This is a genomic window from Bradyrhizobium genosp. SA-3, assembly GCF_004212635.1.
Lineage (GTDB): Bacteria > Pseudomonadota > Alphaproteobacteria > Rhizobiales > Xanthobacteraceae > Bradyrhizobium.
The window spans coordinates 84,726-101,315 of sequence record NZ_PSRT01000003.1; the positions used below are offsets into that span (position 1 = coordinate 84,726).

The 16,590-nt window shown below is 65.1% G+C and carries 11 protein-coding genes and 2 pseudogenes; 12 read left to right on the forward strand and 1 reads right to left on the reverse strand.

The features are described 5' to 3' along the window. The first annotated feature begins 283 nt into the window (after nucleotides 1-283). From CWO91_RS01535 to CWO91_RS01545, 3 genes are all read left to right on the forward strand, one after another. On the forward strand, nucleotides 284-520 hold the full coding sequence (locus CWO91_RS01535; RefSeq protein ID WP_091898985.1) for a hypothetical protein: 237 nt from the start codon (nucleotides 284-286) through the stop codon (nucleotides 518-520). Nucleotides 521-639: 119 nt separating this feature from the next. Continuing rightward, nucleotides 640-885 carry a hypothetical protein gene (locus tag CWO91_RS01540; protein ID WP_130211957.1) on the forward strand — a complete coding sequence of 82 codons (246 nt, stop codon included), beginning with the start codon at nucleotides 640-642 and terminating at the stop codon, nucleotides 883-885. 104 nt (nucleotides 886-989) lie between these two features. Further along, entirely contained in the window at nucleotides 990-2,153 is a 1,164-nt protein-coding gene (locus CWO91_RS01545) for a winged helix-turn-helix domain-containing protein (RefSeq protein WP_130211958.1), read from the forward strand. 89 nt (nucleotides 2,154-2,242) lie between these two features. Here the strand turns inward: CWO91_RS01545 and CWO91_RS01550 are convergent, their stop codons facing one another. Next, a complete protein-coding gene (locus CWO91_RS01550; RefSeq protein ID WP_165405172.1) occupies nucleotides 2,243-2,689 on the reverse strand; it encodes a DUF2809 domain-containing protein in 447 nt (148 codons plus the stop codon). A 79-nt stretch (nucleotides 2,690-2,768) separates the two neighbouring features. Here CWO91_RS01550 and CWO91_RS01555 point away from each other — a divergent pair. From CWO91_RS01555 to CWO91_RS01595, 9 genes and pseudogenes are all read left to right on the forward strand, one after another. Further along, a pseudogene (locus tag CWO91_RS01555) lies at nucleotides 2,769-4,111 on the forward strand (MFS transporter). Between the two features lie 238 nt (nucleotides 4,112-4,349). Beyond that, a complete protein-coding gene (locus CWO91_RS01560) occupies nucleotides 4,350-5,456 on the forward strand; it encodes an efflux RND transporter periplasmic adaptor subunit (RefSeq protein ID WP_130211959.1) in 1,107 nt (368 codons plus the stop codon). Between the two features lie 177 nt (nucleotides 5,457-5,633). Continuing rightward, nucleotides 5,634-8,771, forward strand: coding sequence for an efflux RND transporter permease subunit (locus tag CWO91_RS01565; RefSeq protein WP_130211960.1), 3,138 nt, complete (start codon nucleotides 5,634-5,636; stop codon nucleotides 8,769-8,771). Between the two features lie 33 nt (nucleotides 8,772-8,804). Beyond that, a complete protein-coding gene (locus CWO91_RS01570) occupies nucleotides 8,805-9,404 on the forward strand; it encodes a TetR/AcrR family transcriptional regulator (RefSeq protein WP_028160320.1) in 600 nt (199 codons plus the stop codon). A gap of 114 nt (nucleotides 9,405-9,518) precedes the next feature. Next, a pseudogene (locus tag CWO91_RS01575) lies at nucleotides 9,519-10,138 on the forward strand (flavin reductase family protein). Between the two features lie 299 nt (nucleotides 10,139-10,437). Next, on the forward strand, nucleotides 10,438-12,705 hold the full coding sequence (locus CWO91_RS01580; RefSeq protein ID WP_165405169.1) for an acyl-CoA dehydrogenase: 2,268 nt from the start codon (nucleotides 10,438-10,440) through the stop codon (nucleotides 12,703-12,705). Then, nucleotides 12,705-13,988 carry an acetyl-CoA C-acetyltransferase gene (locus CWO91_RS01585; RefSeq protein WP_130211962.1) on the forward strand — a complete coding sequence of 428 codons (1,284 nt, stop codon included), beginning with the start codon at nucleotides 12,705-12,707 and terminating at the stop codon, nucleotides 13,986-13,988. The genes CWO91_RS01580 and CWO91_RS01585 overlap by 1 nt, the downstream gene beginning before the upstream one ends. A gap of 2 nt (nucleotides 13,989-13,990) precedes the next feature. Beyond that, a complete protein-coding gene (locus tag CWO91_RS01590; protein ID WP_165405170.1) occupies nucleotides 13,991-16,087 on the forward strand; it encodes a 3-hydroxyacyl-CoA dehydrogenase NAD-binding domain-containing protein in 2,097 nt (698 codons plus the stop codon). 7 nt (nucleotides 16,088-16,094) lie between these two features. Continuing rightward, a complete protein-coding gene (locus tag CWO91_RS01595) occupies nucleotides 16,095-16,505 on the forward strand; it encodes an acyl-CoA thioesterase (RefSeq protein ID WP_130211964.1) in 411 nt (136 codons plus the stop codon). The last annotated feature ends 85 nt before the right edge of the window (nucleotides 16,506-16,590 follow it).

Sequence of the window (16,590 nt, forward strand, 5' to 3'; positions counted from 1 at the left end):
GAAGCCACGAGCCGGAGGTCACAGTGTTGGTTTGTGGGTTTCGCCGAACCAGCTCACCGACCATTCCCGGAAATCCGCGTTCACCGATCGTCGCAAAGGCGTCGCCCCAAGGCCCGCCTACGAACAAGAATTCGTCCAGATGCGCGCCTAGCAGGCTTTGATCATTCAACAATTCGTCCGCGAGTGAGCCGAGTTCCATCCAGTGCCGAGGCCGAGCGATTACCAGCGCGACTACCAGTTCTATCGCAGCGGCCCGCCGGATCGGACAGTGTCCCTGAGCTCAATGCCCATCTATATCGGCGCCGCGATGATCGCGGTGGCGATCCTGCTGTCGACGTTGATCACGGGGCTGACCTCCCGCTATGTCGGTCTGGAAGGGCCGGCCGAGGATCACATGTGGCTGGTCGATCGTCTGACCGGCAGCGTCTATCGCTGCCAGTCGGAGGGGCGCGGCAAGGCGTCCTGTGAGCCGGACACCGCCACAGGCAGCCTCGGGGAGCGCCCAAAAGCCGCACGCTAACGGCGGCTATCGCTGCGGCGCAGCAACGAAAATGTCTTCTCCCTGAAAACTTGTCGCTGAAGAATGGCTCTTGCGTTGGCCGGCATAACGCCGGTTTTGTTCTACGGAGGAGACATTCGATGAAGATGTTGCTTTCGGCTGTTGTGCTCGCCGTGTTCGCGGCCTCGCCGGCTTCTGCAGCAAAGATGCAACCGTGTACAGGCGAGGCGATCGGCAAATCGATGACCGCAATGGGAACCGTGGATTCGCCCGCCAAGCAGGCGATGGCCAAGGAAATGGCTGCTGCCAACACCGAGATGAGCAAAGGAAATATGCGCGGCGCCTGCATGCATTACATGAAGGCGCAGAAGATGAGCGCGAAATAACTTGCTCCATTCGTCGACAGACCGCGTTGTCAGCAGATGGCAGCGCGGTTTTCTTTGCCTCTTTTGTTTGCCTCGGCGCGAATCCCGCTACATTGCCTTCTGCAATGTCCCGCGCTCCCAAACCTCTCCGCCTCTCGACGACACAGGCCCGGCAGATCTGGCTGCATGCCCAGCGACTGGACGAGCGCGCTCCGTTCGGCGACGGCGCGCAGGCCGTCGCGGACGCGGTCGCTCATCTCGGCTATGTGCAGATCGACACCATCAACGTGATCGAGCGCTGCCACCACCACATCCTGTTCAGCCGTATCCCGTCCTACTGCCGCGCCGACCTGCGCCATGCCCAGAGCGTCGAGCGAAGTGTGTTCGAATACTGGACGCATGCGCTGTCTTACGTGCCGGCGCGCGACTTCCGCTTCTTCCTGCCGGCGATGCGCGAGCACCGGCGCGAGGGGCATAAATGGTTCGCTTCGGTGCAGCCGGCCGACACGCGCAAGGTGATGCGGCTGCTGCGGGCCGGTCCGCTGACGATCCGCGACATCGAGGACGACGTGCTCGTCGAGAAGGAGCATTTGTGGCAAAGCCGCAAGCCCTCGAAGCGGGCCTTGCAACTTGCCTTCTATACCGGCGCCGTGACCATCAGCGAGCGTCAGGGCATGCTCAAGACCTATGAACTGATGACGCGGCATTTCGGCTGGGACAAGCTGCCGAGGCCGGCGTCAGCGAAGGAGATCACGGCCTATCTGCTCGAGCGCGCGCTGCGCTCGCAGGGTGTGGTGAGTGTGGATTCGATCTGCCATCTCGATGCGCCGCGCAAGAAGGCGGTGGCGAGCCTGATCGCCTCGCGCGTCCGCCGCGGCGAGCTCGTGCCGATCGCGATCGAGGGTGCCGGCAAGCAGGAGCATTGGGCCTCGCCGGGCGCGCTGGAGCTGGGTGAGCGGGCATCGCCGGATCTCGTCCATATCCTGTCGCCGTTCGATCCCCTGATCATCCAGCGCAAGCGCACCAATCTCGTCTTCGGCTACAACCATCTGTTCGAAGCCTATGTGCCGAAGGCCAAGCGCAAGCTCGGCTATTTCGCGCTGCCCGTCCTGGTCGGCGACGAGATCGTCGCCGCGCTCGATCTCAAGACGGACCGGCAGGCCAAGAAGCTCTTGATGCAGAAATGGACCTGGGTCGGCGAGGGCAAGAAGACCGCAGGCCGCAAGGAGCTCAAGCGCAAGATCGAGGGCGAGCTCGATCGCTTCGAGCGGTTTCAATTGGCGGAGTGAGGCAGCTCGCCACGGTGTCGGTTTCGTCGGGTGGACAAAGCGAAGCGTGCCCACCATCGTCATAGGTGATGCGGATGGTGGGCACGGCGCTATGGCGCCTTTGCCCACCCTACGAGACCACGCATTGCGACGAGTCGATCGAGCCAAACGCCGAGCAAAATCCCCACCGCATAGGCCACTAAATTCCACAGCGAAAAAATCCGCCCCAGCAGCAGCGCGCCGGCCGTCGTCAGCCGGAATGCATCGAGCCACGGCGTGTGAACCAGCCGGGAGAATTCCACGGCGATCGCGATCACGACCGCGATAGCTGCAATCTGCATCCGCGTCAGCCGCGGCAGCAAAACCCCGGCCAGCAGAAACACCATCGTCGCCCACAACAGCGAGCCGCCGTACTTCACGACGAAGGCGGGCAGGCCGAGCGGAAAGCCGTACCAGCGCAAGGAGAGTCCGCAGACGATCACCCCGAGCGCGAGGGCGGCGCGGATCAGCGATGTCCGTAACAGCGCAACAGGTTTATCCGGCTGCGCTCCATGCATTGCTCGCTCCATTGACTCTTTGCCCGCGATGCTGAAAACCGCCAACCAGCCCACAAAAGCAACAACCCGGGGGGAAGCCATGAGCCAGACCACCACCTATGCCGGTTCCGCCGGCGGTGCCAGGAACGCCAGCAAGAGCGACATCGAGACCTCGACCATTCGCGCCATCTCCTGGCGCCTGATTCCGTTCCTGGTGCTGGCCTACTTCTTCTCCTATCTCGACCGCGTCAATCTCGGCTTCGCCGCGCTGACGATGAACGCCGAGCTGAAGTTCACGCCGCTGATCTTCTCCTGGGGCGCCGGCATCTTCTTCATCGGCTACTTCATCTTCGAGGTGCCGAGCAACCTCGCGCTGGAGAAATTCGGCGCCAGCCGCTGGATCGCCCGCATCATGGTGACCTGGGGCATCATCTCGGCGCTGATGGCGCTGGTCAGCGGCGTCACGAGCTTTTACGTCTTGCGCTTCCTGCTCGGCGTCGCCGAGGCCGGCTTCTTTCCCGGCATCATCCTGTATCTGACCTATTGGTACCGGCCGAATATCGTGCGCGATTCCTGGCGGCGTTCGCGATTGCCGTGCCGGTCTCGACCGTGATCGGCGCGCCGGTCTCGGGCCTCTTGCTCGGGCTCGACGGCATGATGGGGCTGAAGGGTTGGCAGTGGCTCTTCATCATCGAGGGCATCCCCTCGGTGCTGCTCGGCCTCGTCACCTGGTTCTATCTCACCGACAGACCGGAGAAGGCGAATTGGCTTTCGGCCGAGCAGAAGGCCTGGCTCAAGGCCAAGCTCGATTCCGAGATCGCCATCAAGCAGGCGGTGAAGCATCCCTCGCTCGGCCAGGCGCTGTCGTCGCCGAAGGTGATCGCGCTCAGCCTGATCTATTTCGGCTTCGTCGGCGCGCTCTATGGCATGCAGTTCTGGCTGCCGCAGATCGTCAAGGCGTTCGGTCTCACCAACGCGCAGACCGGCTTCGTCACCGCGATCCCCTATCTGTTCGGCACCATCGCCATGATCCTGTGGGCGCGGCATTCGGATGCGAGCCGCGAGCGCGTGATGCATGTCGGCGCGCCGCTGCTGCTCACCGCGGTTGCGCTCGGCATCTCCTCCTATCTCACCGATCCCACCCTCACGATGGTGGTGCTGACGGTCGCCGCCATTGGGGTGTTCTGCTGCTTCGGCGTGTTCTGGACCCTGCCGACCGCCTGGCTGTCCGGCACGGCGGCGGCCGGCGCCATCGCCCTGATCAACTCGATCGGCAATCTCGCCGGCTTCGGCGGGCCCTATCTGATCGGCTGGGTCAAGGAAGCCACCGGCCAGACCTCGACCGGCCTGCTCGTGCTCGCCGTCCTGCCGCTGATCGCCGGCATCTTGGTCTTCGTCGGCCGCCACGACAGCAAGCATGAGTTCGCCGGGCAGGGGCGGTAGAGGGAAGCTTCGTGGGCAAAGGCGCGCCCTTCGCGCGCCGTGCCCACCAAATTTCCCTGTATTAACGGACGTGGTGGGCACGCTGCGCTTTGCCCACCCTACGATAGCACCTTCGTGGCAACGTTCGGCGACCCTTACCATCCCTTAACGGTCACGCTTTCCTGATGACTGACGATTATTGACTTTTATCAGTGATTAGTCGACATTCCTCTCATTCGAGATGCAGGAGTGTCCTTCGATGTTCGTCCGGTCGGTTTTGTCCAGCTATTCCAGGCTCTTGGCGGGTGTGTCACTGGCCCTGATGGCCGCTGCGCTGGCCGGGTGCAATGACACCGTCGCCGAGAAGGCCGAGCCGCCGCGGCCGGTTCTGGTCGCAACCGCCCGCTATGATGCCGAGACGCCGGAGCGGAGCTTCGTCGGCACCATCCGGCCGCGGATCGAGAGCGACCTCGGCTTCCGAGTCGCCGGCAAGGTCGCAAAGCGCCTGGTCGAGGTCGGCCAGACCGTCGAGATCGGTCAGCCGCTGGCGACCCTCGACGAGGTCGATTTGAAGCTGCAGGCCGAGCAGGCCGTTGCCGAGCAGACCGCTGCGACCGGCGTGCTGGCCCAGGCCGCCGCTGCCGAGCAGCGCGCCAAGGACCTGAAGGCCAAGGGCTGGACCACGGACGCGCAGATGGATTCGAGCCGCGCCGCCGCGGATGAAGCCCGCGCCCGCCTGAACCGCGCCGAACGCGCGCTCGAATTGAGCAAGAATTCCCTTTCCTACGCGACGCTCGTTGCCGATGCCCGTGGCGTCGTCACCGCAACGCTGATCGAGCCCGGCCAGGTGGTCGCCGCGGGCCAGGCTTCGATCCGTGTCGCCCGCTTTGCCGAGAAGGAAGCGGTCGTCGCGATCCCTGAGACGCTGGTTGGACGCGCCAAGTCGGGCGTCGCCAGCGTTACTCTTTGGTCGGAGCCCGATAAGAAATATACGGCCAATCTGCGCGAGATCGCGCCGGCGGCCGATCCGGCCACGCGCACCTATCTGGCAAAATTCTCGCTGCCCGAGGCCGACGACAAGGTCGCGCTCGGCATGACCGCGACGCTGACGCTGTCGGACGCGGCCACCGAGCGCGTCGCGCGGCTGCCGCTGTCGGCGCTGTTCAACGAAGGCGGCAAGCCCTCGTTCTACGTCGTCGACGACAACGGCGCGGTCACGCTGAAGCCGGTCGTGGTGAAGTCCTACGAGAGCAACGACGTCGTCATTACCGGCGGCGTGGAGGAGGGCGCCAAGATCGTCGCCCTCGGCGTGCAGAAGCTCGATCCGGGCCAGCGGGTGCGGATCGTGTCGTCGCTGTCTTTCTAAGCGTTTTTGAGTTCGTCGTTGCAAGGCGAGTTTCGGCCCGAGCGCAAATGCGAAGGCTGAAGCGGCGAAGCGATCCAGAACCTGCCCAGCCCCCTGGATTGCTTCGCTGCCTCGCGATGACGCCTTGAACAGAGTGGCTGTCGTTTTTGGCAATTGGATCGTCTTTCGGAGAGTGCGATGAAGCGCTTCAACCTTTCGGCCTGGGCCGTCAGCCATCCGACGCTGGTGCTCTTCCTGATGATCGTGCTCGGCGTCGCCGGCTTCTTCTCGTATGAGAAGCTCGGCCGCGCCGAGGATCCGTTCTTTACGGTGAAGGTGGTCAACGTCTCCGTGATGTGGCCGGGCGCGACCGCGCAGGAGATGCAGACCCAGGTCGCCGATCCCATCGAGAAGAAGATCCAGGAGCTGCCCTATTTCGAGAAGGTGCAGACCTATTCCAAGCCCGCCTTCACCGCGCTCCAGGTGACCTTCCGCGACAACACCCCGCCGAAGGACGTGCCCTATCTCTTCTACCTGCTGCGCAAGAAGCTGGTCGACGTGCAGGGCCAGCTGCCCTCCGGCATTCTCGGGCCCGTCGTCAACGACGAGTTCTCCGACGTCGATTCCATCCTCTACATGATGACCGGCGACGGCGCCGACTATGCCCAGCTCAAGAAGGTCTCGGAAGGTTTTCGTCAGCGCCTGCTCAAGGTCCCGGGCGTGACCAAGGTCGACGTCTACGGCAATCAGGACGAACGCATCTTCGTCGAGTTCAGCCACGCCAAGCTCGCCACCCTCGGCATCACGCCGCAGGCGCTGTTCGATTCGCTCGCCAAGCAGAACAACGTGACGCCGGCCGGCACGGTCGAGACCTCGTCGCAGCGCGTGCCGCTGCGCGTCACCGGCGCGCTCGATGGCGCCAAGGCCGTGGCTGAGACGCCGGTCGAGAGCAACGGCCGCGTCTTCCGTCTCGGCGACATCGCCACCGTCACCCATGGCTATGTCGATCCGCCGAGCTTCGTCGTCCGCCAGGAAGGCAAGCCCGCGATCGGCATCGGCGTCGTCACCGCAAAGGGCGCCAACATCCTCGATCTCGGCAAGGAGGTCGAGAAGGCGACGAGCGAATTCATGAAGGCCGTGCCGCAGGGCATCGATGTCAGGCTCATCGCCGACCAGCCAAAGGTGGTCGAGCACGCCGTCGGCGAGTTCGTGCACTCCTTCATGGAAGCGCTCGTCATCGTGCTGTTCGTCTCGTTCCTGGCGCTCGGCTGGCGCACCGGTATCGTGGTCGCGATGTCGGTGCCGCTCGTGCTCGGCATCGTCTTCATCGTCATGAACACCATGTCGCTCGACCTGCACCGCATTACGCTGGGAGCGCTGATCATCGCGCTCGGCCTGCTCGTCGACGACGCCATCATCGCGGTCGAGATGATGGTGGTGAAGATGGAGCAGGGCTGGGACCGCATGCGTGCGGCGTCCTTTGCCTGGGAATCAACTGCGTTTCCGATGCTCACGGGAACGCTGGTCACGGCCGCTGGCTTCCTCCCCATCGGCTTTGCCAATTCCGCGGTCGGCGAATATGCCGGCAGCATCTTCTGGATCGTGGCGATCGCGCTGGTCGCCTCCTGGTTCGTGGCGGTGATCTTCACGCCCTATATCGGCGTCAAGCTGCTGCCTGACATGAAGGCCCACCACAATCACGATCCGCATGCGGTCTACGAGACTCGCATGTACCGCGGCCTGCGTGCCATCGTGCAATGGTGCGTCAACCACCGCATCACCGTGGTGGTCGCGACCGTCGGCGTCTTCGTCGCCTCGATCGTTGGCTTCGGCCATGTCCAGCAGCAGTTCTTCCCGCTGTCGGAGCGGCCCGAGCTGTTCCTCCAGCTACGTCTGCCCGAGGGCACGGCCTTCAACGTCACCGAGAAGGCTGTGAAGAAGGCCGAGACGCTGCTGAAGGACGACAAGGACATCGAGACCTATACGTCCTATGTCGGCCAGGGCTCGCCGCGCTTCTGGCTCGGCCTCAACCCACAGCTGCCGAACGAGGCCTTTGCCGAGATCGTCATCGTCGCGAAGGGCGTCGAGGCGCGCGAGCGGATCAAGGCCAAGATCGAGAACGCCGCTGCCGAGGGCGTGCTGACGGAGGCGCGCGTCCGCGTCGACCGCTTCAATTTCGGCCCGCCGGTCGGCTTCCCCGTCCAGTTCCGCGTGATCGGGCCCGACGCCAACAAGGTGCGCGAGATCGCCTACCAGGTCCGCGACGTCATGCGCCAGAACAAGAGCGTCAAGGACGTGCAACTCGACTGGAACGAGCAGTCCCCGTACCTCAAGCTCGTCGTCGATCAGGACCGTGCTCGTGCGATGGGCCTGACCCCGCAGGAGGTCTCGCAGGCGCTGGCGATGCTGATCTCGGGTTCGCAGGTCACGACGGTACGTGACGGCATCGAGAAGGTCGGCGTGGTCGCCCGTGCGATCCCGTCCGAACGCCTCGACCTCGGCGGCGTCGGCGACCTCACCATCACCTCGCGTAACGGCGTGGCCGTGCCGCTGCAGCAGATCGCGAAGATCGAATATGCCCACGAGGAGCCGATCATGTGGCGGCGCAACCGCGACATGGCGATCACCGTGCGCTCCGACGTGGTCGACGGCGTGCAGGCGCCCGACGTCACCAACCAGATCACGCCGAAGCTGAAGGCGATCAAGGACCACCTCGAGCCAGCCTACCGGATCGAGCCGGGCGGCGCGTTCGAGGAGTCCGCCAAGGGTAACGCCTCGATCTTCATCCTCTTCCCGGTGATGGTCATGGTGATGCTGACGCTGCTCATGATCCAGCTGCAGAGCTTCTCGCGCCTGATCCTGGTGTTCCTGACCGCGCCGCTCGGCATCGTCGGCGCCTCGCTCGGGCTCAACGTTGCCAACGCCCCGTTCGGCTTCGTGGCGCTGCTCGGCCTGATCGCGCTTGCCGGCATGATCATGCGCAACACCGTCATCCTGGTCGACCAGATCGAGACCGACGTCTCTCACGGCCTGACCCGGCGCGAGGCGATCGTGGAGGCCACCGTCCGCCGCGCCCGTCCGGTGGTGCTGACGGCGCTCGCCGCCATCCTCGCCATGATCCCGCTGTCGCGCTCGGCCTTCTGGGGCCCGATGGCGATCACCATCATGGGCGGCCTGTTCGTCGCGACCTTCCTGACGCTCTTGTACCTGCCGGGCCTCTATGCGCTCTGGTTCAGGAAGAGCCTGGACGAGGCGGGCACCCCCGAGCAGCCTGCCGCGCCGCAGCATGGGAGCGATGACCAGCACGCAATTCCGCTTGCTGAAGCGGCTGAATAAGTGAGATGAAGTGCTACTGACGAGTCCTGATAGATGACACTGGTTGCGGAACATATCGAAGGCGACACCCGGGATCGTATCCTTGAGGTGGCCGAGCGGCTGTTCCGCCAGATCGGCTATCAGAAGACCACGGTCGGGGACATCGCCAAGGAGCTCAGGATGAGCCCCGCCAATGTCTATCGCTTCTTCGAATCGAAGAAGGCGATCCATCAGGCGGTGGCGCGGGGCTTGATGGGCGAGGTCGAGCTGGAGGCGCAGCGGATCGTGACCCGGCCCGGCCCGGTGCTCCCGCGCTTCCGCGAGCTGCTCACCACCATCCATCGAATGAACACCGAGCGCTATGTCGGTGACAACAAGCTGCACGAGATGGTCGCGATCGCGATGGAGGAGGACTGGGACGTCTGCGTCGCCCATATGGAGTGCATTGCGGGCGTGATCGGCCAGATGATCGCGCAAGGCGTTGCCTCCGGCGAGTTCGAGGCGCCCGACCTGCAGCTCGCCTCGCTCTGCGCCTGCACCGCGATGATACGCTTCTTCCACCCCCAGATGATCGCCCAGTGCGCCACCAAGCCGGGCCCGACCATCGACCAGATGATCGATTTCGTCATCGCGGGTCTGTCGCCGCGCCACTGACGGGCGGAGCCGTTTCTTCCTATAAGCAGCTTCGCGCCGCCCTTGACGGGAATCCCTCCGCGGGAAGACTCTTGATTGCTTCGTTCCGCTCGCAATGACGAAAAGGAAGCAGCGGTGACCGACAACGACCTTTACTTCTACGAGCCCTCCAAGGGCCACGGCCTCAAGCACGATCCCTTCAATGCCATCATCGCGCCGCGGCCGATCGGGTGGATCTCCTCGCGCGACGCCAGGGGCCACGTCAACCTCGCGCCCTACAGCTTCTTCAACGCCTTCTGCTACGTGCCATCATCGGTTTCTCCTCCACCAACTGGAAGGACACGGTCGAGAACATCCAGCAGACCGGCGAGTTCGTCTGGAATCTCGCCACGATGGATCTGGCTAAGCACATGAACGCGACCGCGGCGCATGTCGCCCCTGAGGTCGACGAGTTCGAGGTCGCGGGCCTCACCGCCGTGCCCGGCCGGCTCGTCAACGTGCCGCGCGTCGGCGAGAGCCCGGTCGCCTTCGAATGCAAGGTCTCCGACGTCGTCCGCCTCAAGGGCGCCAACGGCAAGGAGGCCGACGCCTGGCTGACGCTGGGCGAGGTTGTCGCCGTCCACATCGACAAGGCCGTGATCAAGGACGGCATCTACCAGACCGCCGCCGCCCGCCCGATCGTTCGCGCGGGGCGTCGCGGCGATTATTTCGAGATCAAGCCGGAAAACATGTTCGAGATGGTCCGGCCGGACTAAGTCGGCGCCCTCGTTCTCCACCGTCATTCCGGGGCGCGCCGCTAGGCGCGAACCCGGAATCCATTCATCCACCCACGCTGCCGCACGATGGATTCCGGGCTCGACGCTTGCGCGTCGCCCCGGAATGACTGTGGCAAGACGTTGAGCCCCATTCCCCCTCCCGGAACCGCCACCGCGCCCCGGCCGTTATGGCCCTGACGCGCCGCCCGGCCGCGTCAATTTCGCAGGCGAAGTGTTCGCCTCCGCCAGCCAGTTTCCGCTAAAATGCCCGATAACCGCGCCGATGCATGAGGTCAGCCATGAGCTTCCGCCGCGACACCCTGACCAAGCCGATCTTCACTCTCGCGCGCGGCGTGCTGCCGGCGATGTCCGACACCGAGCGCGAGGCGCTGGAGGCCGGTGACGTCTGGTGGGACGCCGATCTCTTCACCGGTAACCCTGATTGGTCGAAGCTGCTGAAGGTCCTGCAGGCGAGGTTGACCGCGGAGGAGCAGGCTTTCCTCAAAGGGCCCGTCGACGAGCTCTGCGCCATGCTCGACGAATGGAAGATCTTCTGGGAATGGCGCGACCTGCCGCCGGACGTCTGGCACTTCGTCAAGCGCGAAAAGTTCTTCGGCATGATCATTCCGAAGGAGTTTGGCGGCCTCGGCTTCTCGCCCTATGCGCATTCCGAAGTCGTGCGCAAGATCTCGACCCGCTCGATCGCGGCCGCGGTCACGGTGATGGTGCCGAACTCGCTCGGCCCCGGCGAGCTCTTGATGCGCTTCGGCACCAGGGAGCAGCAGCAGCGCTGGCTGCCGCGCCTCGCCGACGGCCGCGACATTCCCTGCTTCGGCCTCACCAGCCCCGAGGCCGGCTCCGATGCCGCCTCGATGGTCGACACCGGCATCATCTGCAAGGGCGATTTCGAGGGCCGCGAAGTTCTCGGCCTCAGGCTCAACTGGCACAAGCGCTACATCACGCTCGGCCCCGTCGCGACGCTGCTCGGCCTTGCCTTCAAGGCCTATGATCCCGATCATCTCGTCGGCGATCAGGAAGAGCTCGGCATCACCGTGGCGCTGATCCCGACCAATCTGACCGGCGTCGAGATCGGTCACCGTCATCTGCCGTCAATGCAAGTGTTCCAGAACGGCCCGAACCGGGGCCGCGACGTCTTCATTCCGCTCGACTATGTCATCGGCGGCGAGGCTCGGCTGGGGCAGGGCTGGAAGATGCTGATGACGGCGCTCGCCGCCGGCCGCGGCATCTCGCTGCCATCGCTCTCTGCTGCGGGTGCCGCCTATGCCGCGCGTACCACCGGTGCCTATGCCCGCATCCGCGAGCAGTTCGGCATCTCCATCTCCAAGTTCGAGGGCGTCGAGGAGCCGCTCGCGCGCATCGTCGCGACCGCCTATCAGCTCGACGCCGCGCGGCGGCTGACCTGCGCGGCGCTGAATGCCGGCATTCATCCTGCCGTCATCTCCGGCATCATGAAGCTGCACGCGACCGAGCGGATGCGGGTCGCGATCGACGATGCCATGGACATCCACGGCGGCAAGGCCGTGATTGACGGTCCGCAAAACTATCTCGGCAACCTCCATCGCGCCGTGCCGGTCGGTATCACGGTGGAAGGCGCCAACATCCTGACTCGCAATCTCATCGTGTTCGGGCAGGGTGCCATCCGCGCCCATCCCCATCTGCTCGACGAGATGAATGCGCTCGCCGATACCGACCGCGAGCGCGGGCTCACCGCATTCGACAAGGCGTTCTGGAAGCACGTCGGCCACAGCTTCCGGACCCTGTTCCGCGCCTTCGGCCGGAGCTGGACCTTTGGCGCCTTCGCGCTTGCGCCTGACGCGGGCGATGCCACGCCCTTCTATCGCCAGCTCTCGCGTTACTCCGCCGCTTTCGCGCTCTGCGCCGACATGGCGCTGCTGACGCTCGGCGGTGCGCTCAAGCGCAAGGAGATGCTGTCGGCGCGGTTCGGAGACATCCTGTCCGAGCTCTATCTGCTCTCGGCGGTGCTGAAACGCTGGCAGGACGAAGGCCGGCAAAAGGAGGATTTCGCCGCGCTGGAATGGTGCATGGCGACGGGCTTCCGGACCATCGAGAACCGGCTCGCCGAAATTCTCGCCAATCTGCCGAACCGCTTTGTCGCAATCTTCCTCAAGCTCGTGGTCCAGCCCTTCGGTGCCCGCGTGCTCGGCCCCTCCGACCGTGTCGTGCATGAATGTGCGAGCCTGGTGCTGGAGCCGTCGGCGGCGCGCGAGCGCCTCACGCCCGATCTGGCCCATGTCGATGACAACGGCGGCTTTGCCCGGCTGGAGCGCGCGTTCAAGCTGGTCGCGGGCACGGAGGCCATCGCCAAGCGCATGCGCGCGGCGCATGTCCGCGACTGGAAGGAGGCGGTCACCAAAGGCGTGATCACGCAAGCCGAGGGCGAGCAGTTCGCCGCCGCCCATCAGGCCGTCTCACAAGTCATCGAGGTCGATGATTTTGCGCCGGAGGCGCTGTCACCGATTTACAAGAAATCCACCGACGTGCATCAATTCTTCCAGGAACTCGGTGAACAGAGGGCGGCGAGCTGATGGCGCGACCGGTTTTCATCGTCGACGGCAGTCGCACGCCGTTTCTGAAGGCGCGTTCGGGACCAGGGCCGTTCACGCCGGTCGATCTTGCCGTGCAATGCGGCCGGCCGCTGCTGGCGCGCCAGCCGTTCGCCCCGGCTGACTTCGATCAGGTCATCCTCGGCTGCGTCAACGTGATTGCGGACGAGATGAACCCGGCCCGTGTCGCCGCGCTGCGGCTCGGCATGGGCGAGGACATGGTTGCCTTCACCGTGCAGATCAATTGCGGCTCCGGGATGCAGTCGATCGACACCGCCTACCGCTACATCCGCGAAGGCCATGCCGACATGATCCTGGCCGGCGGCACCGAGGCGCTGAGCCACGCGCCGCTGGTCTGGCCGAATTCCGGCGTGCGTTGGTTTGCCGGCCTTGCGACCGCCAAGGGCGTGGCTGCGAAGCTCGCCGCGGCCTTCAAGCTGCGGCCGCGTTATCTCAAGCCGATCATCGGCCTCGAGCGCGGACTGACCGATCCCGTCACCGATCTGAACATGGGCCAGACCGCCGAGGTCGTCGGCCATCTCTTCGGCATCACCCGCGCGCAGTCCGATGCTTACGCCGCCGAGAGCCATCGCAGGCTCGCGCATGCGCAAGACGCGGGTTTTCTCAAGGGCGAGGTCGAGACCGCGTTCTCGCGTGACGGCAAGTTCTTCGACCATGACGACGGCGTGCGCAAGGACTCGACGGCCGAGACGCTGGCAAAGCTCCGGCCGGTGTTCGAGCGCCCCTGGGGACAGGTCACCGCCGGAAATTCCTCGCAGATCACCGATGGCGCCTCCTGGGTGATCCTGGCCTCCGACGCCGCGGTCGCCGAGCACAAGCTGACGCCGAAAGCCGTCATCGTCGACAGCAACTGGGCCGCGCTCGATCCCAGCATCATGGGCCTGGGTCCGGTGATGTCGGCGACGCCGCTGCTCCAGCGCAACGACCTCACCATCAAGGACGTCGAGACCTGGGAGCTGAATGAGGCCTTTGCGACGCAAGTGCTCGGCTGTCTCGCCGCGTGGAAGGACGATAAATTCTGCCGTGAGATTCTCGGCCTCGACGGCGCAGCCGGCGAGATCGACCACGAAAGACTGAATGTCGACGGCGGCGCGATCTCGCTCGGCCATCCCGTCGGCACCTCCGGCAACCGGATCGTGCTGCATCTCGTCAACGCCATGAAGCGGCTTGGCACGCGGCGCGGCGTTGCCACCGAATGCATCGGCGGCGGGCTCGGCGGCGCCATGCTGATCGAGGCGGTGTGACCATGGATTCCAAGATCATGACCGCGCTTGGCGACCGCGTGCTGGCGCTCGGGCCCAAGCCTGCGACCGACGGTCCCTACAAGCACTTCAAGCTGACGCGCGATGCCGATGGTGTCGCCTGGCTGCTGTTCGACCGCGCCGAGACAAGCGCCAACACGCTGTCCTCGGATGTGATGGAGGAGTTCGACGCTGTGCTCGCGGCGATCGAGACCGAGCGCCCCGCCGGCCTCGTGATCCGTTCGGCCAAGGCGTCCGGCTTCATTGCCGGCGCCGACATCAACGAATTCCGCGGCGCCAGCGATCCCGACATGGTGGAGACGCGCATCCGCGCCGCGCATGCGGTGGTCGACCATCTGGAAGCCTTGAGGTTGCCGACGGTGGCGGTCATCCACGGCTTCTGCCTCGGTGGCGGCCTCGAGGTTGCGCTCGCCTGCCAGGCGCGCATCGCCATCGAGGGCGCGCGGTTCGGCTTCCCGGAGGTGATGCTCGGCCTGCATCCCGGCCTCGGCGGCACCGCGCGCTTCACCGCGCTGGTCAATCCGACGCAGTCGATGGCCCTGATGCTGACTGGGCGCACCATCGATGCGCGCCGCGCCAGATCGCTCGGCCTCGTCGACGCCGTCACGCAGGAGCGCCACGTCCACAACGCCGTGAAGGATGCGCTGTTCGGCCGCCTGAAGCGGGCGCGGCCGGGCTTGCTGACGCGCGCGGCGGGTTTCGGCCTCGTGCGCGGGCTGCTCGCCAAGCGGATGCGCTCGGAGGCGGCGAAGGCGGCATCCCGCGAGCACTATCCGGCGCCTTACGCGCTGATCGATCTCTGGGAGGCCCATGGCGGCAGCAAGGCCGCGATGCTGAAGGCCGAGCAGGCGTCATTTGCCAAGCTGATGGTGACGCCGACCGCACAGAACCTGATCCACGTGTTCTTCCTGCGCGAGCAGATGAAGAAGGCGGCGGGCAGCGGCAACGCCATCAAGCATGTCCATGTCATCGGCGCCGGCGCCATGGGCGGCGACATCGCGGCCTGGTGCGCAGGGCAGGGACTGCGCGTCTCGCTCGCCGACATGAAGGCGGAGCCGATCGCCGGCGCCGTGAAGCGCGCCAACGAGCTCTACGGCAAGATCATCCGCAAGCCGACCGAGGTGCGCGACGCACTCGATCGCCTCATCCCTGACATGGACGGGGAAGGCGCGCGCAACGCCGATCTCATCATCGAGGCCGTGCCGGAGAAGCTCGAGCTGAAGCAGAAGGTCTATGCCGGCCTCGAGCCGCGGATGAAGCCCGGCGCGATCCTTGCGACCAACACGTCGAGCATTCCGCTCCAGGATCTGCGAACGACGCTGGCGCGGCCGGAGCGGCTGGTCGGCCTGCACTTCTTCAATCCGGTGTCGCGGCTGCAACTGGTCGAGGTCGTCAGTCATGACGGCAACGCCCCTGAGGTAGTGAAGGAGGCGCTCGCCTTCGTCGGCGCGATTGACCGCCTGCCGCTCGCCGTGAAGAGCTCGCCCGGCTTCCTCGTCAACCGCGCGCTGACACCGTACATGCTGGAAGCGATGGTGATGCTGGACGAGAAGATCGACCAGCGATTGATTGACGCCGCGGCCGAGCAGTTCGGCATGCCGATGGGACCGATCGAGCTGGCCGACCAGGTCGGGCTCGACATCTGTCTCGATGTCGGCGACATGCTGCGCACCAAGTTCGGCGATCTCTTGCCGCCGACGCCGGCCTGGCTGCGCGAGAAGGTCACCAAGGGCGAACTCGGCCGCAAGAGCGGCAAGGGTTTTTATGTCTGGAAGGACGGCAAGGCGGAGAAGGCACAGCTTCCCGAGACCGGTCCGCGCGTCACCGACCAGATGATCGATCGCCTGGTGCTGCCGATGTCCAACGTCTGCGTCGCGGCGCTGCGCGAAGGCGTCGTCGACGATGCCGACGCGGTCGATGGCGCCATGATCTTCGGCACCGGTTATGCACCGTTCCGCGGCGGTCCGTTGAACTATGCGCGCACGCGCGGCGTGGAGAATGTCGTATCCACCTTGCGCGCACTGGCCGAGCGATTCGGCGAGCGCTTCGCGCCCGATCCGGGCTGGGACAATTTCAAGTGAGACAGGCATGAACGAACAAGCCAATACCGGGCCGAGCGGCGATCTCTGCATCCGCACGCTGGCGATGCCCGCCGACACCAATGCCAATGGTGACATCTTCGGCGGCTGGCTGCTCAGCCAGATGGATGTCGGCGGCGGTGTGTTCGCCTCGAAAGTCGCGAAGTCGCGCACGGTGACCGTCGCGATCGAAGCGATGAATTTTCGCAAAGCGGTCTATGTCGGCGATCTCGTGTCGGTCTACGCCAATCTCGTGCGCGTCGGTCGCACCTCGCTCACCGCGCATCTGGAAGCCTGGGCGCTGCGGCGCGGCGAGGAGCATCCATTCCTCGTCACCGACGGCAACTTCACCTACGTCTCGATCGACGAGCACGGCCGCCCGCAGGCGGTTCGCTCGACCGATACGACGATCGCGACGTAATCGCGACGCTCTGCCTCATCTCACGAAGACGCAGCAAGCACCGCCAAACGCGGCGCGACTAAGCCATCGCGTCGTTCCTTCGCCA

Excerpts from the sequence above, each read along its gene's own strand:
- CWO91_RS01535 (WP_091898985.1), top strand. The coding sequence starts at position 284 with ATGCCCATCTATATCGGCGCCGCGATGATCGCGGTGGCGATCCTGCTG.
- CWO91_RS01540 (WP_130211957.1), top strand. The coding sequence starts at position 640 with ATGAAGATGTTGCTTTCGGCTGTTGTGCTCGCCGTGTTCGCGGCCTCG.
- CWO91_RS01545 (WP_130211958.1), top strand. The coding sequence starts at position 990 with ATGTCCCGCGCTCCCAAACCTCTCCGCCTCTCGACGACACAGGCCCGG.
- CWO91_RS01550 (WP_165405172.1), bottom strand. The coding sequence starts at position 2,689 with ATGCATGGAGCGCAGCCGGATAAACCTGTTGCGCTGTTACGGACATCG.
- CWO91_RS01560 (WP_130211959.1), top strand. The coding sequence starts at position 4,350 with ATGTTCGTCCGGTCGGTTTTGTCCAGCTATTCCAGGCTCTTGGCGGGT.
- CWO91_RS01565 (WP_130211960.1), top strand. The coding sequence starts at position 5,634 with ATGAAGCGCTTCAACCTTTCGGCCTGGGCCGTCAGCCATCCGACGCTG.
- CWO91_RS01570 (WP_028160320.1), top strand. The coding sequence starts at position 8,805 with ATGACACTGGTTGCGGAACATATCGAAGGCGACACCCGGGATCGTATC.
- CWO91_RS01580 (WP_165405169.1), top strand. The coding sequence starts at position 10,438 with ATGAGCTTCCGCCGCGACACCCTGACCAAGCCGATCTTCACTCTCGCG.
- CWO91_RS01585 (WP_130211962.1), top strand. The coding sequence starts at position 12,705 with ATGGCGCGACCGGTTTTCATCGTCGACGGCAGTCGCACGCCGTTTCTG.
- CWO91_RS01590 (WP_165405170.1), top strand. The coding sequence starts at position 13,991 with ATGGATTCCAAGATCATGACCGCGCTTGGCGACCGCGTGCTGGCGCTC.
- CWO91_RS01595 (WP_130211964.1), top strand. The coding sequence starts at position 16,095 with ATGAACGAACAAGCCAATACCGGGCCGAGCGGCGATCTCTGCATCCGC.